Raw genomic sequence first — 19674 nt, 5'->3', positions numbered from 1 at the left:
CAATATGCCGGAAACGGCGATGATCATGGCGGCGGGCCTTGGCAAACGGATGCGCCCGTTGACCGCCACCCGGCCAAAGCCATTGGTGGAGGTCGCGGGGCGGACTTTGCTCGATCATTGCCTTGATCGCTTGCGCGCAGCCGGTATCCATAAGGTCGTGGTCAATGTCCATTATATGGCCGATGCGCTGGAGGCGCATTTGCGTAATAATGCGCGTGATCTCGATATTCGGGTGTCGGATGAGCGCGCGCAATTGCTGGAGACGGGCGGCGGGTTGATCCATGCGCTGCCGCTGATCGATGGCGATCCGTTTTTCTGCATCAACAGCGATAATCTCTGGGTCGATGGTCCGGCCAACAGTTTTGAATTGCTGGCCCGGCATTGGGACGATGCGCGGATGGATGCGTTGTTGTTGCTCGTGCCATTGGCGCGGGCGGAATGCCATAATGGCATTGGCGATTTCCAGCTGGATGGCTGGGGCCGGGTATCGCGTCGCGCGCCCTCCAAGGTCGCGCCCTTTGTGTTTACCGGCATTCAATTATTGTCGAAAAGACTGTTGGTCGATGCGCCCGAAGGCCCGTTTTCGACCAATTTATTCTGGAACCGCGCGATTGAGGCGGGGCGTTGTTTCGGCGTGACCCATCAAGGCCTGTGGTTCGATGTCGGCACGCCCAAGGCCATTCCTGTGGTGGAATCGATGCTTGGGCTAGGGCATGGCTGATGCTGTGCATCCATCGGTCTGGACAATCCCGGCGCATCGCAGCTTTGCCGACGCCTTGGCGCGGGGATTATTGGAACGTCATGGCGATGATGCCTTGGGGCTGGCGCGCGGCCTGTTGATCCTGCCGAATAGCCGCGCAGTGAAAGCGGTGACCGACGGCTTTATCCGCGTGACCGGCAAGGGGGCGTTGCTGCCCCGGATGATCGTGATCGGTGATGAGGCGCTGGATGAGCGGCTGGGCGTGCATTTCGATCCGCTGGAGGGTGAGGCGCTGCCGCCTGCGATTCAGCCGTTGGAGCGTTTGTTCGTGCTGGCGGAAATGGTTGGCAAGGCGCGGCCCGGTATTTCGGTGGCCGAACGCTTTCGCCTTGCGCGGTCCTTGGGCCAGTTGATCGATCAGATGCAGGTCGAGGAATTGGGCGTGGATGCGCTGGCCACGCTCGATCCCGGCATGTCGCTCGCCGGGCATTGGCAGGAAACCTTGGGTCAGCTTGATGTGTTGTTGCATGTCTGGCCCGCCTATCTCGCGAGCCGGGGCCTGATCGACGCGACCGCGCGGCGCAATTTGCAACTTCATGCGATTACCGATCAATGGCGGGTGAACCCACCAAGTGCGAGCTTTATCATCGCCGCCGGGATTACGACCTCGGCCCCTGCGATTGCGGGGCTGTTACGCACGATTAGCCGCCTGCCCCAAGGTGGGGTGATCTTGCCTGCGCTCGATCTGGAGATGGACCCTGTCGATTGGACGGCGCTTGGCCCGTTTCCGGCGACCGAGGCGGGCGAACGGCCCAAACGACCGCAGGAAAGCCATCCGCAATATCATCTCAAGCGCCTGCTTGATCGCATGGGCGTGGGCCGGGGTGAGGTGGAGGTTTGGCCTTATCCGGGCTTGCTCGATAGCGATGAGGGCCGGGATCGGATGATCGCGCAGGTCATGCTGCCGCCGCCGCTCACGACCGCGTGGAGCGATCTGGATCAGTCCGCACTCGCGCTTACCGGCATTCACGCGCATGAACTGGCGCATGGCGGGGATGAGGCGCAGTTGATTGCGATTGCGATCCGCCATCAGCTTGAAACGCCGCGCCGCACGGTCGCGTTGGTGACGCCGGACCGCATTCTGGCGCAGCGCGTGACCGCGCATTTGCGCCGTTGGGATGTGGAGGTGGACGATAGCGCGGGCGTGCCTTTGGCCGATACGGTGCAGGGCGCGTTGTTGCTTGGGCTGGTTGAATTGCTGGAAACGCGATGTGCGCCGGTGCCGTTGGTGAGCGTGTTGCAGCACCCGCTGGCGATGAAGGGCGAACGTCGCCAGATCTGGCTGGATCGTGTGCGCGGGCTGGACAAGATGTTGCGCGGGCCGCGACCTGCACCGGGGCTGGGCGGCATCTTGCCCGCGCTGGATGACCGGATCGACAGCGCGCGCAAACGTCATCTGCGGGTCGATGATGAGGTGTTGATCCGGGATTGGTGGCAGGATGAGCTGGTGCCGATGCTCACCCCTGCATCTGCATTGATGCACCATAAGGCGCAGGTCAGTTTTTGCGATTTGCTTCAGCATCTGGTGGCGCTGGGCAGCGCATTGACCGGGGAGCTGCTTTGGGCCGGGCCGGTCGGGCGGCGATTGGGGGATGAGATCACGCGGCTGCGGGCCTATCTCGCGGACAATGACATATCGGTCGAGATTGCCGATGCGCGGACCTTGCTGGTGATGTGGCTGGGCGATGTCGCGATCCGGCCTGCCGATCATGGCCATCCACGGGTGTTTATCTGGGGTCTGTTGGAGGCGCGGTTGCAGCGGGCGGACCTGATGATCCTTGGTGGGTTGAATGAGGGGAGTTGGCCTGCCGTGCCGACGCCCGATCCGTGGCTGTCGCCCGGTATTCGTCGCGCGATTGGCCTGCCATCGACCGAGTTTCGCATCGGCCTTGCCGCCCATGATTTTGCAACGGCATTGGGGGCGCGGCGGATCTTGCTGACCCGCGCGCGCAGGCAGGGGCGCAGTCCGATGCTCGCGTCGCGTTTTTGGCGGCGGCTGGAGGCGATGACCGGGGGCTTGCGCGAGGATAAACATCTGGCGGCTTGGGCGCATGGGCTGGATCGCCGTCTTGACGTCACCCCGCGCGCGCGCCAACCCCGCCCGCAACCGCCGCTGGCGGCGCGTCCCGGCAAATTATCGGTGACGGCGGCAGAACGGGCCTTGGCCGATCCTTATGCCTTTTATGCCTATTCGATCCTGAAATTGCGCAAGTTCGATCCGCTGGATGCCCCGGCGGAACGGCGCTGGATGGGGACGATCATTCATGAGGCGTTTGAGCTTTGGGTAAAGGACGGGGCCAAGGCCAAGGCGCTGGAACCGGCGATTGATCGGGCCTTGGCGCATGATGCGATTGACCCGGTATTTCGGATGCTGGCGCGGCCTCGGTTGATGCAGGCCGCGCAAACGCTGGAGGCGCAATTGATCGCCGACCGGGAAGAGGGACGCGTGCCTTGCGCGACGGAAGCGGAGGGCGAGGGCCGGATTGCGGGCGTTATCGTGACCGGCAAGGCGGATCGCATCGACCGCTTGCCGGATGAGGATGGCAACATCGTGTATGCGATTGTCGATTATAAGAGCGGCAAAATGTCCAAGGGGCCGGTGGTGGCCGGGAACAGCCTGCAATTGGGCCTGTTGGGCGAGATATTGGAACAAGGCGGGTTCAAGGATCTGGCCCCCGGTAAGGTCGATAAGCTTGAATATTGGTCGCTGGCGCGTGGTGGTGCGGGCAAGTCGCTTGGCCATGTGATCGATATTGGCAAATGGTTTGAAAAAGACGCGTTGCCAGAGGCGCGGGCGGTGCATGTCGCGGCGTTTGAAGGGCTGGCACGGCGCTGGCTGTTGGGCGATGCACCGTTTATTGCCAAGGAATTTGGGCAGGGCCGGACATATGATGAGTATGACCAGTTGATGCGGCTTGATGAATGGCTGGGGCGTGACGATGCGTAGTTCAAAGCCATTGCCTGAGAAGCAGAGCAAGTCACTGCAAAATTTGAGCGAATCCCAGAAATGGGCATCCGATCCGGCAGAACATGCATGGCTTTCCGCCTCGGCAGGATCGGGCAAGACGCAGGTGTTGACCAGCCGGGTGTTTCGCTTGCTCTATCGTGGGGTCGATCCGGCCAGCATCTTGTGCCTGACCTATACCAAGGCGGGGGCCGCCGAAATGGCCAACCGCATTAACGAGACATTGGCCCGTTGGGTCCGACTTGATGATGCGAGCCTTGCCAGCGATTTGCGGGCGATTGGTGAGACGGTGGATGATGCCAGCCGCGCCCATGCCCGCACCCTGTTTGCCCGTGTCCTTGATGTGCCGGGCGGATTGCGGATTCAGACGATCCATAGCTTTGCCCAGTCGTTGCTCGGCAGCTTTCCGGTCGAGGCGGGCTTGGTCCCCGGTTTTGAGCTGATTGAGGGCGAGGCGCAGCGCGAATTGGTGGAAGAGGCGATTTCTTTATCCATTCAAGACAATGGCTTCATCGCGGATGTTGAGCATTTGTCTTTGCGGATGGGGAGCGATGAGGCGCGCGCCTTTTTAGTGCGTTGCGCGCAGAACGGGCCAGCTTTTCATGATCTTGGCCCAGAAGAATTGATCGCGGATCGGGTCTGGCGCGGCCTTGGCCTGCAGCCGGGCAGCACGGCGCAATCGGACCTGTCGCGCTTTCAGGATGCGGCCATCGACCGGGAGGGTTTGGGCCTGTTGGCGTTGCTGGCCAAGGGGATCACTAGTGGCACGACCGGGCCGAAGCTGGCGGATGCGGTGCTGGCATTTTTGGGGTGGAGACCGGAACAGCGGATCAACTCTTGGGCGCCCTTATATGCGACCGTTATCACCAAAGATGGTAATGTTAACAAGAATGTGCTTGGTCTTGTTAAGAAAGAACCGAGCATGGGTGATCCGCTCGCGCGGCTCGCAAATTGGTTGCTAGAGACCCAAAGATTGGTCTCATGCTATCGTTTGGCGGCGCATCTGGCGGCTTGTTTGCGGGCCGGGGCCAAGGTCGCGCGGCATTATCGGGCGTTGAAACATGCGCGGGCAGCCGTCGATTTCAACGATTTGATCCACCATCTGCATCAATTGCTGACCCGCCCCGGCATGGGGGAATGGGTGCGGTTCAAGCTCGATCAGCAGACCGACCATGTGCTGATCGATGAGGCGCAGGATACCAACGCCCATCAATGGGAGATTATCGAGGCGCTGACGGCTGAATATTTCGCGGGCCTTGGCGCGGTGGCGCGTGATCGCAGCCTGTTTGTCGTCGGCGATTTCAAACAGGCGATTTTCTCATTTCAGGGGACCAATCCTGCGGCCTTTCAATCCGCGCAGGAAAAATTCGCGGCGATGGCGCGGGATGTTGAAAAGCCTTTTAAAGAACTTAGTCTGGATACTTCATACCGATCGTTAAGTGCGGTGTTGGAATGTGTCGATGCGGTATTGGCGCATCAGGGCGCGCCGTCCTTGGGGTTGGCGCATCAGCCCAATCGCCATTTGAGCTTTCGCGAGAAAGCGGGCGGCACGGTGTTGTTGTGGAAACCGGTCGGGCCGGAGGATGTGGCGGCGATAGCGGCGCAGCCCGGCCTGAATGTTGTTGAGGGCGATGAGGCCGAGGGCGATAATAATGGTGACGGCAATAATGATGCCGATGAGAGCAAGCGCGGTGCAGAGGCGTTGTTGGCGCGGCGGCTGGCGCTGCAAATTCGTCGCTGGCTGAAGGAGGAACCCTTGTTCCTCAGCCATAAAAATCGGGCGGTTGAGGCCGGGGACATCATGATTTTGGTGCGAAGCCGGGGTTTTCTCGCCCGCCAGATCATCGCCCGCCTGCATGATTATGGCGTACCGGTCGCCGGGATCGATCGGATGCAGTTGCAGGATGCGCTGGCGGTGAAGGATTTGCTGGCGGCGATGCGCTTTGCGATGCAGCCGGAGGATGATCTCAACCTTGCGGCCTTGTTGATGTCGCCTCTGTTCGGCCTGACCCAGCAGGATTTGTTCGATGTGGCGTGGAATCGCCCATCGGGCCTGTGGCGGGCGTTGCGCAATCGCGAAGAACCGCATTTTATCGCGGCGCGAACCGGGTTGGAGAGCCTGTTGGCGATGGCCGATCTGGTGTCGCCTTATGGCTTTTTCGAGCGCGTTTTGTCTGGGCCGATTGCGGGCCGGGCCAAGATGGTGGCGCGATTGGGGCTGGAGGTGCTCGATCCGGTGGAAGAGCTGATGGTGACCGCGCTCGATCATGAACAACAGGGCGTGGCCTCATTTGCGGCGTTTTTATCGGCGATGGACAAGGCGCAAGACGACATCAAGCGCGAACAGGAAGGCCCGCAGCATCAGGTGCGGATCATGACGGTGCATGGTTCCAAGGGCTTGCAAGCGCCGATTGTCATCATGGCCGATGCGATGGGTGATCCGGATGACCGGCATGAAAGCCAAATCGCGCTTGAGATCGACGACGATGCGGCGGCGATTGCGGTGCCGCTTGGCACGAATGAGCGCTGTCATGATCGGGTGGAACAGGCCATGGCCCGCGCCAAGACCGCGCGGGATGAGGAGCATCGCCGCTTGCTCTATGTCGCGCTGACGCGGGCCGAAGAGGTGCTGTGCCTTGCGGGCGCGGTCGGCAAGAAAAAGCAGCGCGATGGTGGGGCGAATTGCTGGCATGAGATGGTGCGCCGCGCACTGGAGGCCGAATTGGAGGTGACGGCGCAGGCTGATCCCGATTGGGGCGAAATCTGGTGCTATGGCGCGTTTACCGCACCCAAGGCGGGCCGCACCGAAACGCGCGCGCAAGCGCGACAAATAGCGGATTCAATCCCCGAATGGCTGGATCGGACTGCGCCGGAAGAGGCGCGACCGCCCAAGCCATTGGCCCCGTCGAAATTGGGCGAGGATTTGGTGATCGACCCGCCGGGCGACGATCCCCGCGCCGAGGCGATGTTGCGCGGGACGTTGCTCCATGGCCTGTTTGAACGCTTGCCCGGTGTCGCGCCAGATCGACAGGCGGCGCTGGCCGAGGCGTGGTTGCGCGGACAGGTGCCGGAGCGGGCCGCTGATTGGCGGTCTAATCTGGTCGTGCAGGCGCTCGCGATCATTGGCGACCCGGCCCATCAACAGGTATTTGGCGCAGACAGCTTGGCGGAAGTGCCATTATCGGCGGTGGTGGGCGAGAAGGTCATCTCCGGCGTGGTGGATCGGCTGCGTATTGCCGGTGAGGTGATCGAGCTGGTGGATTTCAAGACGGGACGGCGGGTGCCTGCATCGGTGCATGCGATTTCCAGCCATCATGTGCGGCAGATGGCGGCCTATCGCGATGCGTTGCGGGTGATTTTTCCGGGCAAATCGGTGCGGGCGTCGTTGCTCTATACGTCCGGGCCACGCTTGTTCACGCTGGATGATGACATGCTCGATCTGGCGGCGGCAGCAGTTGCGGCAGGGACCGGTCAATAAATTCTATCCGCTGTGTGGGTTGAGCCGGATCGCGGCTTTCCCTAGATTGCGGGCAAATATCAGAAACAAGGAATCGTCCAATGGCTACTAAATCCGTCACCGATGCCAGCTTTGAAGCCGATGTCATTCAGTCGAATGAGCCGGTACTTGTTGATTTCTGGGCAGAATGGTGCGGGCCATGCAAGATGATTGCGCCTGCGCTCGAAGAATTGTCGGCGGAACTGGCGGGCAAGGTCGTGATCGCCAAGATCAATATCGATGACAATCCAGAGGCTGCATCGAAGTTCGGCGTCCGCAGCATCCCGACGATGATCCTGTTCAAGGATGGCCAGCCGCTTGCGACCCAGGTCGGCGCTGCGCCGAAGAGCCACCTCAAGAACTGGATTGAAACCCAGATTTAATCAGTCTTCCGCGCGTTCCTCGACGCGTTGGAAAGTGACAGCCAGACCCAGTTCCGGATAGCGGACACGCACCCGGGCTGGGTCTTTTTCTGCGTCTGCCAGCGCCATAACGGCCAGCCTGCGGTTGATTTTCTGCCGCCAGTTCATGCGGGCGGTATTTTCCTGCCCGACATAACAGCCCTTGGTGAAGCTGACGCCATGCAGCTGGTCGGCATTGCATTCCAGCCATAAAATCTGGTCGCTGCCCAGTTCGGCCAGACCTTCCGTCACGCCCAGCGACAGGCGATGCGCGTGCCAGCCCGTGGCGGGCACACTGGGGGCGGCGATCCAGCGATGGCCAAGACCGGCATGACGCGGGTCTGGTGCGCCCTGTGTGTCGGTCAACGACCAATGGACGGCAAGCTGCTCATCCCGCTTGATCGTGATTGCGCGGCGCAAGCGATAGATGCTGAGGCGCTTGACCAAAGCCTCGGCGGCCTCGGCCTCGCAATCGATCAGCAGATCATCCCCATCGGCCCAGATGATAAAGTCGAACAACGCCTTGCCCTGCGGGGTCAATAGTCCGGCCCAGACCGGCAATGGTCCCATGACGTCATTGGTGACAAGGCCGTTCAGAAAACCACGTACATCCTCTCCCGACAGGCGAATGACCGCGCGATCGGCCAACATGGTCCCGCTGGCACTATGCACGTCAATGGCCATGATACAGGTCCTCCAGCCGCGCGCCATAAATTGCGCGGATCTTGTGGCGGCGGATTTTCATTGAAGGGGTGAGCATCTCATTTTCCACGGTAAACGGCGCATCGGCGAGGCAGACCCGGCGTATCTTTTCGATCACCGACAGGTCGCGATTGACCCGGTCAACCGCCGTCATCACGGCGCGATGAAGCGCATTGGCATCAGTCGGGTCATGGCTCTGTGCGGTCCAGCCCGCCAGCCATTCCGGGTCCACCACGACCAGCCCGACGAGATGCGGGCGATTGTCGCCCAGCACCATCGCTTGCAGAATTTCGGGCTGGAGCGTCAACATCCCTTCCACCCGGGCAGGCGAGATATTGTCGCCCTTGTCGTTGACGATCAGGTCTTTCTTGCGGTCGGTGATGATGATCCGGCCTGCATCGTCAAAATGGCCAATGTCGCCGGTATGGAGCCAGCCATTCTGAAGCGCCTTGGCAGTTTCGACCGGATTGTTCCAATAGCCGTGCATCACGCATTCGGAGCGGACGAGGATTTCGCCATCGTCCAGCATCTTGACCTCGACGCCGGTAATCGGCGTGCCGACCGTGTGCATCGCAAGGCCGGTCTTGGGACGGGTGACGCTGATCACCGGGGCGGCCTCTGTCTGGCCATAGCCTTGCAGCAAGGTCATGCCCATCGCGGTGAAAAAGCGCCCGACTTCCGGGTTGAGCGGTGCGCCGCCCGAGACCATCGCCTTCATCCGTCCGCCAAAACGCGCCCTGATTTGCGGGCGGAGCGAGCGTTCGAGCAATAGTTCCAACGGGCCATTGAACAGACTGCTGCGGCCATTGGCCTGTTGATCGGTGATCTTGATCGCCTGTTGCATCAGCCAATGGGCGATGCCGCCCTTTTTCTCGATTAATTTGACGATTTTTTGGCGCAGCACCTCGAACAATCGCGGCACGACGACCATGATCGTCGGCTGTACTTCCTCAATGTTGTTCGCGAGCTTGTCCAGACCTTCGGCATACCAGATTTCGCCGCCAAGGGCGATGGGCAGGAACTGGCCGCCAGTATGTTCATAGGCATGGGACAAGGGCAGGAAGGAGAGGAAGCGTTCGGTGTCGATGCCGAAATCTTCGGCCATAATCTCAAATGGCCCGGCGACGTTGAGTAAGATTGCGCCATGATGCTGCATCACCCCGCGCGGTACGCCGCCGGTGCCGCTGGTGTAGATGATGCAGGCGAGATCATTGCGGCCCGCCACGGGTTGATCGCGTAAGGCGGCGATTTCTTCATCGATCACCGGGCGGTTGAGTAGGTCGGACCAAAGGAGGTGGCGGAATTCGCCTTGGCCGAATTTGACTGGCTCCATCGAAATGACGGTTTCGATGGCGGGTGCGGCCAGTACGGCGGGCAAGAGATTGGCGGCGATTTTCTGGTTGGAAAAAATGACGAAGCGCGCGCCGCTGTCGCTCAAAATATGGGCGTGGTCGCGTGTCGTATTGGTGGTGTAGGTCGGCACGGTGACGCCGCCCGCCGCCATGATCGCCAGATCGGCGATGCACCATTCGGGCCGGTTTTCCGATACGAGCATGACGCGGTCGCCCGGTTGCAGGCCAAGGCCGCGTAGCGCCGATGCCAGTACGGCTACTTGCCTTGCGGCATCGCGCCAACTGATCGGCTGCCATTGCTTGTCGCGCTTGGCGATCAGGAACGGCTGGTCGCCCCGGCTGTCTGCGCGGATAAAGAACATCTCAACGAGACTGTTGAACTTCTCCAGCTCACGCACACAGGATGTTGGTTCGCCCATTCGGCTCTACTCTTAATTATTCTTTTAATGCTTTGCCTTCGCTACGCGGATCCGCTGCGCCGCGCCAGTGGCTTTGATTAAATTCGATAGCATTTAACTTTGAATCAAGCGGTGTTGAAAGGATTGTGCGTCCTTTTCGCGCCAATTCACGCTCTCTCGCCGCCAATTCTGTGCCGGATTCGATTTGTACTGCATCGCCCGCCATGAAAATATTTGGCAGGGCGATGGCATCGTTGATCGGTAGTTTCCAATCGATCACGCCGACAAGCGCCTTTAACACATGCATGATGATCCGTTTGCCACCCGCCGAACCAACGGCCAGCACGACCTTGCCTTGGGGGTCATAGACGATGGTTGGGGACATGGCCGACATCGGGCGCTTGCCCGGTTCGACGCGATTGGCGACGGGCCTGCCATTCAATTCCGGTGCGAAGGTAAAATCGGTCAATTCATTGTTGAGGAAATAGCCGTTCACGATCAACGCGCTGCCGAATGGCCCTTCAACGGTAGAGGTCATCGAGGCGACGTCACCCCATTTATCCGCCGCGACGAAATGCGTTGTCCCCGGCACATCCGGCGCGAGGGCGGCAGTGCGGGGGGCGCTGCCCGGTGGGTTGCCCGCAGGATAATCCGCGCGCGCGGCATCTTGCGAGATGAGCGCGGCGCGTTGCGCCAAATAGGCGGGATCGAGCAAGCCCTTGACCGGGACGGAGACGAAATCCGCATCGCCAAGATAGAGGTCGCGATCGGCATAAGCGAGGCGCATCGCCTCGGAAATCAGGTGCCAACTGGTCGGGCTGTCCTTGCCCAGCGCCGGGATCGGAAAATGTTCCAGCATGCCGAGAATGCCGAACACCGTGGTCGCGCCGGAGGAGGGTGGTCCCATGCCGCATAATTTATAGGTGCGATAGGTGACGCAGACCGGGGGGCGTTCCTTGGCCTTGTAACCGGCGATGTCCTTTGCGGTGACCGGGGCGGGGTTGCGCTTGGCCGAGGCCGTCGCCGCGATGATCGCTTTGGCATTATCGCCGGTGTAAAAGGCCTTGGGACCCGCCTTGGCGAGCTTGCGCAGAAAAATGCCGAGCGCCGGATTACGGACAGTAGCGCCCACCGGCAAGGGCTGGCCATCGCGCCAGTAAATCGCTTGCGCCTCGGGGAAGTCGACCCAGATTTTGGCCATCATATCGAGCCGTTGACGCAGGATCGGGGTGACTTGATAGCCCTGTTCCGCCAGCCGGATCGCGGGGGCGAACAGGTGCTTCCACGGCAATTTTCCCCATTTATGATGGGTCATCGCCATTAATGCGATATTGCCGGGAACGCCCACCGATTTGCCGCCCGGCATCGCCGCCATAAACGCAAGCGGCTTGCCATCCGGTCCCATGAACCGATCCGGGCGGGCCGTGGCGGGCGCGGTTTCGCGGCCATCGATGGTGGAAAGCGTGTTGGTCCGGCCATCATGATAGAGCAGAAATCCGCCGCCGCCGATCCCGGATGATTGAGGTTCGACCACCGTCAGCGCGAGCATCATCGCCATCGCCGCATCCGCTGCGCTGCCGCCTGCGCGCAGCATTTCCTGCCCGGCCTCGCTCCCGTGGATATTGGCCGAGGAGACGATGCCCTTTTCGAGGGTTTGAGTTTGCGGAGGGGCCGCCGCAATGGCGGGGACGAGGGGGAGCGTGGCGGTAAAGGCCAGCATCATGGGGAGGAGGATGCGCATAGCCCGGACTATAGGCGAGGCTTTGTCAGAGCGCCAATAGCCGATCTTCGCCTAATGTAGCCAAAATGCTGGCTAAACCACCGAATGTGCAGCGCGGATCGAATTGATCGGCACGGGCATTGGTGAGATGCAGGCCGGTCTGGCACAGAATCAGCTCCATCCCGCTGATGAGCGCATCATCGACCAAGGCCGCAAGCGGGGGCAGACCGGCGGCGATATGGCCCGGATCGGCGCTGGCGATGATTGGCGGCTGGAGCAATGCCACGGACTCGAACTGAAAGAAGATACGGGCGCGGCCACCCAAGGCCTGATGGGTCAGCGCGATCATCAAGGCACCGCGCAACCGTTCGGGCGCGTTTTCGGTGAGGATGATCGTCAGCCCGCGCATGTCGGGCATCCGGGGTCTTTGGGCAGATCGAGCGTGCGGAAACGCGCGGACAGCAGATCGAACAGCATCAACTTGCCCGCAGTGTCATCACCAAAGCCGATGATCTGGCGCAGGACCTCTATCGCGGCCATTGCGCCGATCATCCCGGCCATTGCGCCCAATACGCCTTGATCGCCGCAATTGATGTCATCGCGTCCCGGCGCATGGCCGACGAGGCAGCGATAGCAGGGCTTGTTCTCTTCCCAGCCGCGAAAGGTCGCGACCTGCCCGTCGAACCGGCCAAGCGCGGCGGAAATGAGCGGCTTTTTCAGCGCAAGCGCGGTATCGGCCACGATCAGCCGGGTCGCGAAATTATCGCAGCCATCCAGCACCACATCGCAATCGCGCAAAAGAGCAGCGGCATTATCGGCGGTGAGGCGCTGGATAATGGGCGTAGCGTTGCAATCGGGGTTGAGGCGATGGACGGCAGCGGAAGCGCAATCGGCCTTGGGCTGGCCGATCTGGTCGTCATTGAACAGGATCTGGCGTTGCAGATTGGAACGGCTGACCACATCGTCATCGATGATGCTGATCTGGCCGACACCCGCCGCCGCGAGATAGGCAAGCGCCGGGCAGCCGATGCCGCCCGCGCCGATCACCGCGACATGGGCGGCGAGGAGCTTCGCCTGTCCCATCCCGCCAATATCGGGCAGGATGATATGGCGGGCGTAACGGTCGAGCTGTTCGTCGTTGAGACTCATACCCCGGTGGAGCCAAAGCCCCCGGTGCCGCGTGCGGTATCATCGAGATCGGCGACAGTGCGGAACGTCGCGCGTTGAACGGGGGCGACCACCAGTTGCGCGATGCGATCGCCGCGCTTGATCGGGAAGGGCTGATCACCGAGATTGGCGAGAATGACCTTCACCTCGCCGCGATAATCGCTGTCGATCGTGCCGGGGCTGTTGAGGCAGGTGATGCCGTTTTTAAGCGCAAGGCCCGAACGCGGGCGGACCTGAATTTCATAGCCCGCAGGGATCGCGACGGCAAAGCCGGTGGCGACCGCATGGCGCGCGCCGGGGTTGAGGGTCAGTTCCTCTGCCGCGACGACATCCATGCCCGCCGCGCCTTCGGTGGCATAAGCAGGCGCGGTCAGACCTGCGCCATGTTCCAGCCATTTCAGGGCAATATCGATATCAGGCCAGCGCATCTGCAATCCTTTGGGCAATCTGGCGGGCGACTTCGGCCTTGTCGGTATCGGGCCAGCTTTCCACGCCTTGGTCGGTGATAATATGCACGCTGTTGCGGTCGCCGCCCATGACATCGCCCGACACATCATTGGCGATGATCCAGTCGCAGCCCTTACGCATGCGCTTGGTCGTCGCATAGTCGATTACCTGCTCAGTCTCGGCAGCAAAGCCGATGACGAGCCGGGGACGCAATGGCGACCGGCACAGCCCCGCGAGAATATCGGGGTTTTCGCTGGGTTCGAGGACGGGCGGTGCGCCATCCTGTTTCTTGATTTTCTGATCGGCGCTGGGGAAGCGCCAATCGGCCACGGCGGCGACCATGACGGCGGCATCGGCAGGCAGATTGCCCGCGACCGCCGCTTGCATCTCCACAGCGGTTTCAACGTCGATGCGATGCACGCCTTTGGGGGTGGGCAAATGCACCGGGCCGGATACCAAGGTGACGCGCGCACCCAGTGTGGCCAGCGCCTCGGCAATGGCATAGCCCTGTTTGCCGCTGGAACGATTGGCGACATAGCGCACGGGATCGATCGGTTCATGGGTCGGCCCGGCGGTGACGATGACATGCTGGCCCGCCAAGGGCTTGGGGCTACCGCCGAGCATCGCAATGATCGCGTCGAAAATCGACTGCGGCTCCGGCAGGCGACCGGGGCCGAATTCGCCACAGGCCATTGCGCCTTCATCGGGCTCAAGAATTTGAATGCCATCGCCGCGCAGGGTCTCGATATTGCGCTGTGTCGCGGGATGCAGCCACATGCGGACATTCATCGCGGGCGCGATCAGCACGGGCTTGTCGGTCGCGAGCAATAATGTGGTGGCAAGGTCATCCGCCATGCCCGCCGCCATGCGCCCGATCAGATCGGCAGTGGCGGGGACAACGGCAAGCAGATCGGCCTGACGGCTGAGTTGGATATGGCCCATTTCCACCTCGTCCTTGAGATCGAAAAGCTCGGTATAAACCTTGTCTTCGCTCAATGCCGCGAGGCTTAAGGGGGTGACGAATTGCGCCCCGGATTTGGTCAGCACACAACGCACCTGATGGCCTGCCTTGCGTAACAGGCGGACAAGCTCGCAGGATTTATACGCCGCAATGCCGCCGCCGATGATGAGCGTGATCCGTTTTCCGTTCATGCGCTTCTCGTAACCGGCAGCGGGGGGATTGGCAATTGGGCTTGCGTGAGGACGGCACGACCAAACGGCGGCATCGCCGCCGCAAGGCCGAACGGCCGCCCGAGCTTATTGCGAGGAAGCCAAGGCGGCGGATGCCGCCGCCCGGCGTTTGAGGCTCAAAACAGAAGTCTTTACCGCTCGTTCAAATAATAACGATCCAGCGCGTTGAGATTGTCGTCGAGCTGGTACACGATCGGCTGGCCGGTCGGGATTTCGAGGCCGGTGATCTCATCGTCCGGGATGTTGGACAGATGCTTGACCAAGGCGCGCAGCGAATTTCCATGGGCGGAGATCAGCACGCGCTTGCCCGCTTTCAGTTCCGGCGCGATGCGGGCTTCCCAATAAGGGAGCACACGGGCGATGGTGTCTTTCAGGCTTTCGGTGTTGGGAATGTCGATTCCGGCATAACGGCGGTCGGTCGACAGATCGAATTCGCTGCCAGCCTCCAGCGGGGGCGGCGGCACATCGAACGAACGACGCCAGATCTTGACCTGATCATCGCCATGCTTGGCGGCGGTTTCCGCTTTGTTGAGGCCGGTCAGCCCGCCATAATGGCGTTCGTTCAAGCGCCAGTCCTTTTCGACCGGCAGCCACAAACGGCCCATTTCTTCCAACGCAATGTTGAGCGTCTTGATCGCGCGGGTCTGGAAGCTGGTGAAGCAGCTATCGAAATCCAATCCCTTGTCGCGCATCAACTGGCCTGCGGCGCGGGCTTCGGCAACGCCCAATTCGGTCACGTCCACATCCCACCAACCGGTGAAGCGATTTTCCAGATTCCAGGAGGATTGGCCGTGGCGGATAAGGACGAGCGTTGGCATGTGCATGTTGCTCCAAAAGCGATGAAGATATTGGGTGGGCCTCTAGCGCTAGAAGCGCCTGCTTTCAATCATTCTTGATGCGCCGCGCGACGCAGCCGGTCGTTGATCGCGAGGCCGAGACCTTCATCCGTGATCGGCGCAATGGCGATACGAGGCTTTGGCGCGGCATCGGCCCGGTGCAGCAGATCGAACAGATTGGCGGCGGCTTGGGTAAGGTCGCCATCCACCGACAGGCTCGCATCGCCCGCAACTGCGCCAAAGCCGATCAGATATTCATCCGGAGCGGGCGAGGTGACGTTCAGCCGCACAGGCTTGGACGGCGCATAATGGCTGAGCAACTGGCCGGGGGCGGTGATCGCCTCATCATGGCGGCGCTCGGTGACGGGCAAATGGGACGCCGCCGTTAAGGCTTGTGCCGTGATCGGGCCGGGGCGGAGCAGGTGAATGTCATCCGGGCCAAAAGAGATGATCGTCGATTCCAGCCCCAGCCCGGTCGCATTGTCATCAATGATGAGCGGGATGCGGCCTGTCAGGCTGAGCGCGACATGATCGGCGCGGGTCGGGCTGATCCGGCCAGAGGCATTGGCGCTGGGTGCGGCAAGCGGGCGGTCTGCGGCAGTAAGCAATGCCCGCATCGCACGGTGCGCCGGCACCCGGATCGCGACGGTGTCTAGCCCTGCGGTGACCAAGGAGGACAGGCCGCTATCGCCACGCACCGGCAGTACCATGGTCAATGCGCCGGGCCAGAAGGCATTGGCAAGCGCACGGGCGCGGTCATCGAACACCGCCAGACGTTCGGCATGGGCAAGGTCCGGCACATGGACGATGAGCGGGTTGAAGCCGGGGCGTCCCTTGGCCTCATAGATACGCGCCACCGCCTCACCATTTTGGGCGTCCCCGGCAAGGCCATAGACGGTCTCGGTCGGGATCGCGACGACCATGCCCTTGGCGATCAGCCGAGCGGCCTCGGCGATGTTCTCATCACTAAAAGGCAGGATGCGCGTCTGGAGTGTGGTGGCGGTGTTCATGCGCTCAACCTGTAACGGGCAGGCCGATAACCGACATTTGTCGGCCATAGCCCGGCTCGCCACGCAAGGTGGATCGGCGATAGGAGAAGTAACCCTGTTCATCGGCGCAGGTGTCGATCCCGACCCATTCGGCCTTGCGAATGCCCGCTGCCGCAAGCCGCGCCAGTACATAGCCCGCGATGTCGAACATCAAATGGCCCTTGCGCCGTGCATCGGTGAAGAATTGCTCATGCGCCGGGTTCTGTTCGAGAAACGGGAGGGCGAAGGCATCCGACACTTCATAGCTGGCGCGCGCAATACAGGGGCCAAGTGCCGCGACGATGCGGCTGCGGTCTGCGCCCAAAGCCTCCATCGCGGCGATGGTGTTATCCGTCACGCCGTGGATCGCGCCTTTCCATCCGGCATGGGCTGCACCGATCACGCCCGCGTCCAGATCGGCGAACAGCACCGGCACGCAATCGGCGGTGAGGATGCCGAGCAACAGCCCCGGTGTATTCGTCACCAGCGCATCCGCCTCTGGCCGGGCATCATGGGCAATGGGGGCGGTGACAGTCACCACATCGGCGCTGTGGATTTGGTAGAGGGTGACCAACTCGCCGCCGGGGAGAATCGCTTCGCGAATCCTGTGGCGATTCTCTGCGATGTCGGCTGGCACATCGTCCGAACCGGGACCAATGTTCAGACTGGCATATTGGCCGGTCGAAACGCCCCCTTGGCGCCCGAAGAAACCATGGGGTAATCCGCCGAAAACGGGCGATTGTATAAAGGGCGGGGCCGGGGTGTCAGACATGACTGTTCCTTTAGCCCGCAGGTCAAGGGCTGACTAGGTTTAGTTGTCATGCAGCTGGCGGTGACGATATTCAACAAACAGCCGATCGCGGCAATGCCGCACAATTGGCCGCGTAAAGGGTGATTAGCACCAAGCTGGTGGTAAAATTTTAAAATACCCTCTTGCGCCGAAATATAATTCGGACACTATAGGTGGTGTCGTTCAGGGGGCGGCACCCCAAACTTTGTGGTCGGGCCTGTGTGGGTCAGTCATAGCTTCAGGCGTTTGTCAATCGGCAATCTGGCTGTGAATCGCAAATAATAAGGTGGTTTTCACCCCTGTCGGCAATGTGAATCATGTTGGACATGATGGGCGCGTTACGCTAGAACACAAGCAGAACATTGCTTGGGGTCGACGACCGGTGTCCGGTGCTGTTGGCCGGTTTTGGCGGGGGTAAGCGTTCACCATGTTTATTAGCGGCTAAGGGGGTCAGGAGAATGGATTTGGCAGGCACGGAAACAGTGATGACTGGGGATGTGGCAAGTCATGGTCCAACAGGCGGCGATCAGCTTGATTCGTCGAAGGTGTTGACCCCGCGCTTTACGCTCGTGCTCGATCGCGAGCGTGATGCGTTGCTGACCGACTTTGGCAAGGAAACATTGATCGATCGCTATTTGCTGCCGGGCGAGTCCTATCAGGACCTGTTTGCGCGCGTGGCGTCGGCTTATGCGGATGATGCCGAACATGCCCAGCGCGTCTATGATTATATTTCGAAGCTGTGGTTCATGCCCGCAACGCCGGTATTGTCCAATGGCGGCACAGGCCGTGGCCTACCGATCAGCTGCTATCTCAACTCGGTCGATGACAGCCTGAACGGCATTGTCGATACATGGAATGAAAATGTCTGGCTCGCGAGCCGGGGCGGCGGCATCGGCACCTATTGGGGTTCGGTGCGTGGCATTGGTGAACCGGTCGGCCTGAATGGCAAGACCTCGGGCATCATTCCGTTCGTTCGCGTGATGGATTCGCTGACGCTGGCGATTTCGCAAGGTTCGCTGCGTCGCGGTTCGGCGGCATGCTATCTTGATATTTCGCACCCGGAAATCGAGGAATTCCTCGAAATTCGCAAGCCATCGGGCGATTTCAACCGCAAGGCGCTTAACCTGCACCATGGCGTGCTGTTGACCGATGCCTTTATGGAAGCGGTGCGCGACGGCAAGGAATGGAATCTCACCTCGCCGAAGGACGGCTCGGTCCGCGCCACGGTCGATGCGCGTTCCTTGTTCCAGAAATTGGTCGAAACCCGTCTGCAAACGGGCGAGCCCTATATCGTGTTCTCCGACCATGTGAACAACGCGATGCCCAAGCATCACCGCGATCTGGGGCTGAAGGTTTCGACCTCCAACCTGTGTTCGGAAATCACGTTGCCGACCGGTCGCGACCATCTCGGCAATGATCGGACAGCCGTGTGCTGCCTGTCGTCGGTGAACCTTGAAACATGGGATGATTGGAACGGCGACAAGCAGTTCATTGAGGATGTCATGCGCTTCCTCGACAATGTCCTGACCGATTATATCGATCGCGCCCCGCCGGAAATGGCGCGCGCCAAATATTCGGCCGGTCGTGAACGTTCGGTCGGCCTTGGCGTCATGGGCTTCCACAGCTTCTTGCAGGCGCGCAGCATTCCGTTCGAAGGCGCGATGGCCAAATCGTGGAACATGCGCATATTCCGCCATGTCAGCGCCAAGGCATCGGAAGCGTCGATGCTGCTCGCGAAAGAGCGCGGGCCGTGCCCGGATGCCGCCGATATGGGCGTGATGGAGCGTTTTTCGTGCAAGATGGCGATTGCCCCGACCGCGTCGATTTCGATCATCTGCGGCGGCACCTCGGCGTGCATCGAACCGATCCCGGCCAATATCTATACCCATAAGACACTGTCCGGCTCTTTCTCGATCCGCAACCCGTATCTGGAAAAACTGTTGATGGAGAAATCGAAGAATTCGGACAATGTCTGGAATTCGATTCTCGAACAGGGTGGTTCGGTGCAGCATCTCGATTTCCTCACCCATGAGGAAAAGGACGTGTTCAAGACCAGCTTTGAAATCGACCAGCGTTGGCTGATCGAACTCGCGGCCGACCGCACGCCCTATATCGATCAGGCGCAGTCGCTGAACCTGTTCATCCCGGCGGATGTGGAGAAATGGGATTTGCTGATGCTCCATTTCCGCGCATGGGAATTGGGGATCAAGTCGCTTTATTATCTGCGGTCCAAATCGGTGCAGCGCGCCGGTTTTGCGGGCGGGGTAGAGGCCGACAACACGATCGACCTCAAACAGATTGAAGTTGAGGTGAAGGATTATGATGAGTGTCTGGCCTGTCAGTAATCTTGGCCAATAACGCTCAGTCCGTCCGTTTCAGTCAGTACGCTTAAGGGTTGTTTGAGGATGCTTGATAACGGGC

General features: G+C 60.8%; 15 protein-coding genes. 5 read left to right on the top strand and 10 right to left on the bottom strand.

Going from position 1 to position 19674, the window contains the following annotated elements; translation table 11 throughout:
- Positions 1-4: 4 nt before the first annotated feature.
- From K6117_RS02155 to trxA, 4 genes are all read left to right on the top strand, one after another.
- The gene (locus K6117_RS02155; RefSeq protein WP_221792827.1) at positions 5-721 is read left to right on the top strand and encodes a nucleotidyltransferase family protein; all 717 of its coding nucleotides are present in this window, start codon (positions 5-7) and stop codon (positions 719-721) included.
- Positions 714-3707 carry a double-strand break repair protein AddB gene (addB, locus tag K6117_RS02150; RefSeq protein ID WP_221792115.1) on the top strand — a complete coding sequence of 998 codons (2994 nt, stop codon included), beginning with the start codon at positions 714-716 and terminating at the stop codon, positions 3705-3707. Before K6117_RS02155 ends, addB begins: the two co-directional genes overlap by 8 nt.
- Positions 3679-7203: a double-strand break repair helicase AddA gene (addA, locus tag K6117_RS02145; protein WP_246604855.1), complete on the top strand. Its 3525-nt coding sequence runs from the start codon at positions 3679-3681 to the stop codon at positions 7201-7203. Before addB ends, addA begins: the two co-directional genes overlap by 29 nt.
- Before the next feature lie 80 nt (positions 7204-7283).
- On the top strand, positions 7284-7604 hold the full coding sequence (trxA, locus tag K6117_RS02140) for a thioredoxin (protein WP_221792113.1): 321 nt from the start codon (positions 7284-7286) through the stop codon (positions 7602-7604).
- Here the strand turns inward: trxA and ygfZ are convergent, their stop codons facing one another.
- The 10 genes from ygfZ to pgeF form a co-directional block, all read right to left on the bottom strand.
- Positions 7605-8306: a CAF17-like 4Fe-4S cluster assembly/insertion protein YgfZ gene (ygfZ, locus tag K6117_RS02135; protein ID WP_246604761.1), complete on the bottom strand. Its 702-nt coding sequence runs from the start codon at positions 8304-8306 to the stop codon at positions 7605-7607.
- Positions 8296-10095: an AMP-dependent synthetase/ligase gene (locus K6117_RS02130; protein WP_246604760.1), complete on the bottom strand. Its 1800-nt coding sequence runs from the start codon at positions 10093-10095 to the stop codon at positions 8296-8298. The genes ygfZ and K6117_RS02130 overlap by 11 nt, the downstream gene beginning before the upstream one ends.
- Positions 10096-10111: 16 nt before the next feature.
- Positions 10112-11815 (bottom strand): gamma-glutamyltransferase, encoded by a 1704-nt coding sequence (ggt, locus tag K6117_RS02125; RefSeq protein WP_246604759.1) that lies wholly within the window; start codon positions 11813-11815, stop codon positions 10112-10114.
- Positions 11816-11840: 25 nt separating this feature from the next.
- Complete coding sequence (locus K6117_RS02120) at positions 11841-12203, bottom strand: peroxiredoxin (protein WP_221792112.1); 363 nt, start codon at positions 12201-12203, stop codon at positions 11841-11843.
- Entirely contained in the window at positions 12191-12943 is a 753-nt protein-coding gene (locus K6117_RS02115) for a HesA/MoeB/ThiF family protein (protein ID WP_221792111.1), read from the bottom strand. Before K6117_RS02115 ends, K6117_RS02120 begins: the two co-directional genes overlap by 13 nt.
- Entirely contained in the window at positions 12940-13389 is a 450-nt protein-coding gene (dut, locus tag K6117_RS02110) for a dUTP diphosphatase (RefSeq protein ID WP_221792110.1), read from the bottom strand. The genes K6117_RS02115 and dut overlap by 4 nt, the downstream gene beginning before the upstream one ends.
- Positions 13376-14560 (bottom strand): bifunctional phosphopantothenoylcysteine decarboxylase/phosphopantothenate--cysteine ligase CoaBC, encoded by a 1185-nt coding sequence (gene coaBC, locus K6117_RS02105; RefSeq protein ID WP_221792109.1) that lies wholly within the window; start codon positions 14558-14560, stop codon positions 13376-13378. Before coaBC ends, dut begins: the two co-directional genes overlap by 14 nt.
- 170 nt (positions 14561-14730) lie before the next feature.
- Positions 14731-15417, bottom strand: a complete 687-nt coding sequence (gene gpmA, locus K6117_RS02100) for a 2,3-diphosphoglycerate-dependent phosphoglycerate mutase (RefSeq protein WP_221792108.1) — start codon at positions 15415-15417, stop codon at positions 14731-14733.
- A 68-nt stretch (positions 15418-15485) separates the two neighbouring features.
- A complete protein-coding gene (locus K6117_RS02095) occupies positions 15486-16445 on the bottom strand; it encodes an L-threonylcarbamoyladenylate synthase (protein WP_221792107.1) in 960 nt (319 codons plus the stop codon).
- Positions 16446-16449: 4 nt separating this feature from the next.
- On the bottom strand, positions 16450-17235 hold the full coding sequence (gene pgeF, locus K6117_RS02090) for a peptidoglycan editing factor PgeF (RefSeq protein ID WP_221792106.1): 786 nt from the start codon (positions 17233-17235) through the stop codon (positions 16450-16452).
- Positions 17236-17738: 503 nt separating this feature from the next.
- Here pgeF and K6117_RS02085 point away from each other — a divergent pair.
- Positions 17739-19598 (top strand): ribonucleoside-diphosphate reductase subunit alpha, encoded by a 1860-nt coding sequence (locus K6117_RS02085; RefSeq protein ID WP_246604854.1) that lies wholly within the window; start codon positions 17739-17741, stop codon positions 19596-19598.
- Positions 19599-19674 lie beyond the last annotated feature (76 nt).

Origin of the sequence: Alteraquisediminimonas sediminicola, assembly GCF_019740335.1 — a bacterium.
Classification (GTDB): domain Bacteria; phylum Pseudomonadota; class Alphaproteobacteria; order Sphingomonadales; family Sphingomonadaceae; genus Alteraquisediminimonas; species Alteraquisediminimonas sediminicola.
Note: the sequence above shows the minus strand (reverse complement) of the source record. Positions and strands in the feature narration are given on the sequence as shown.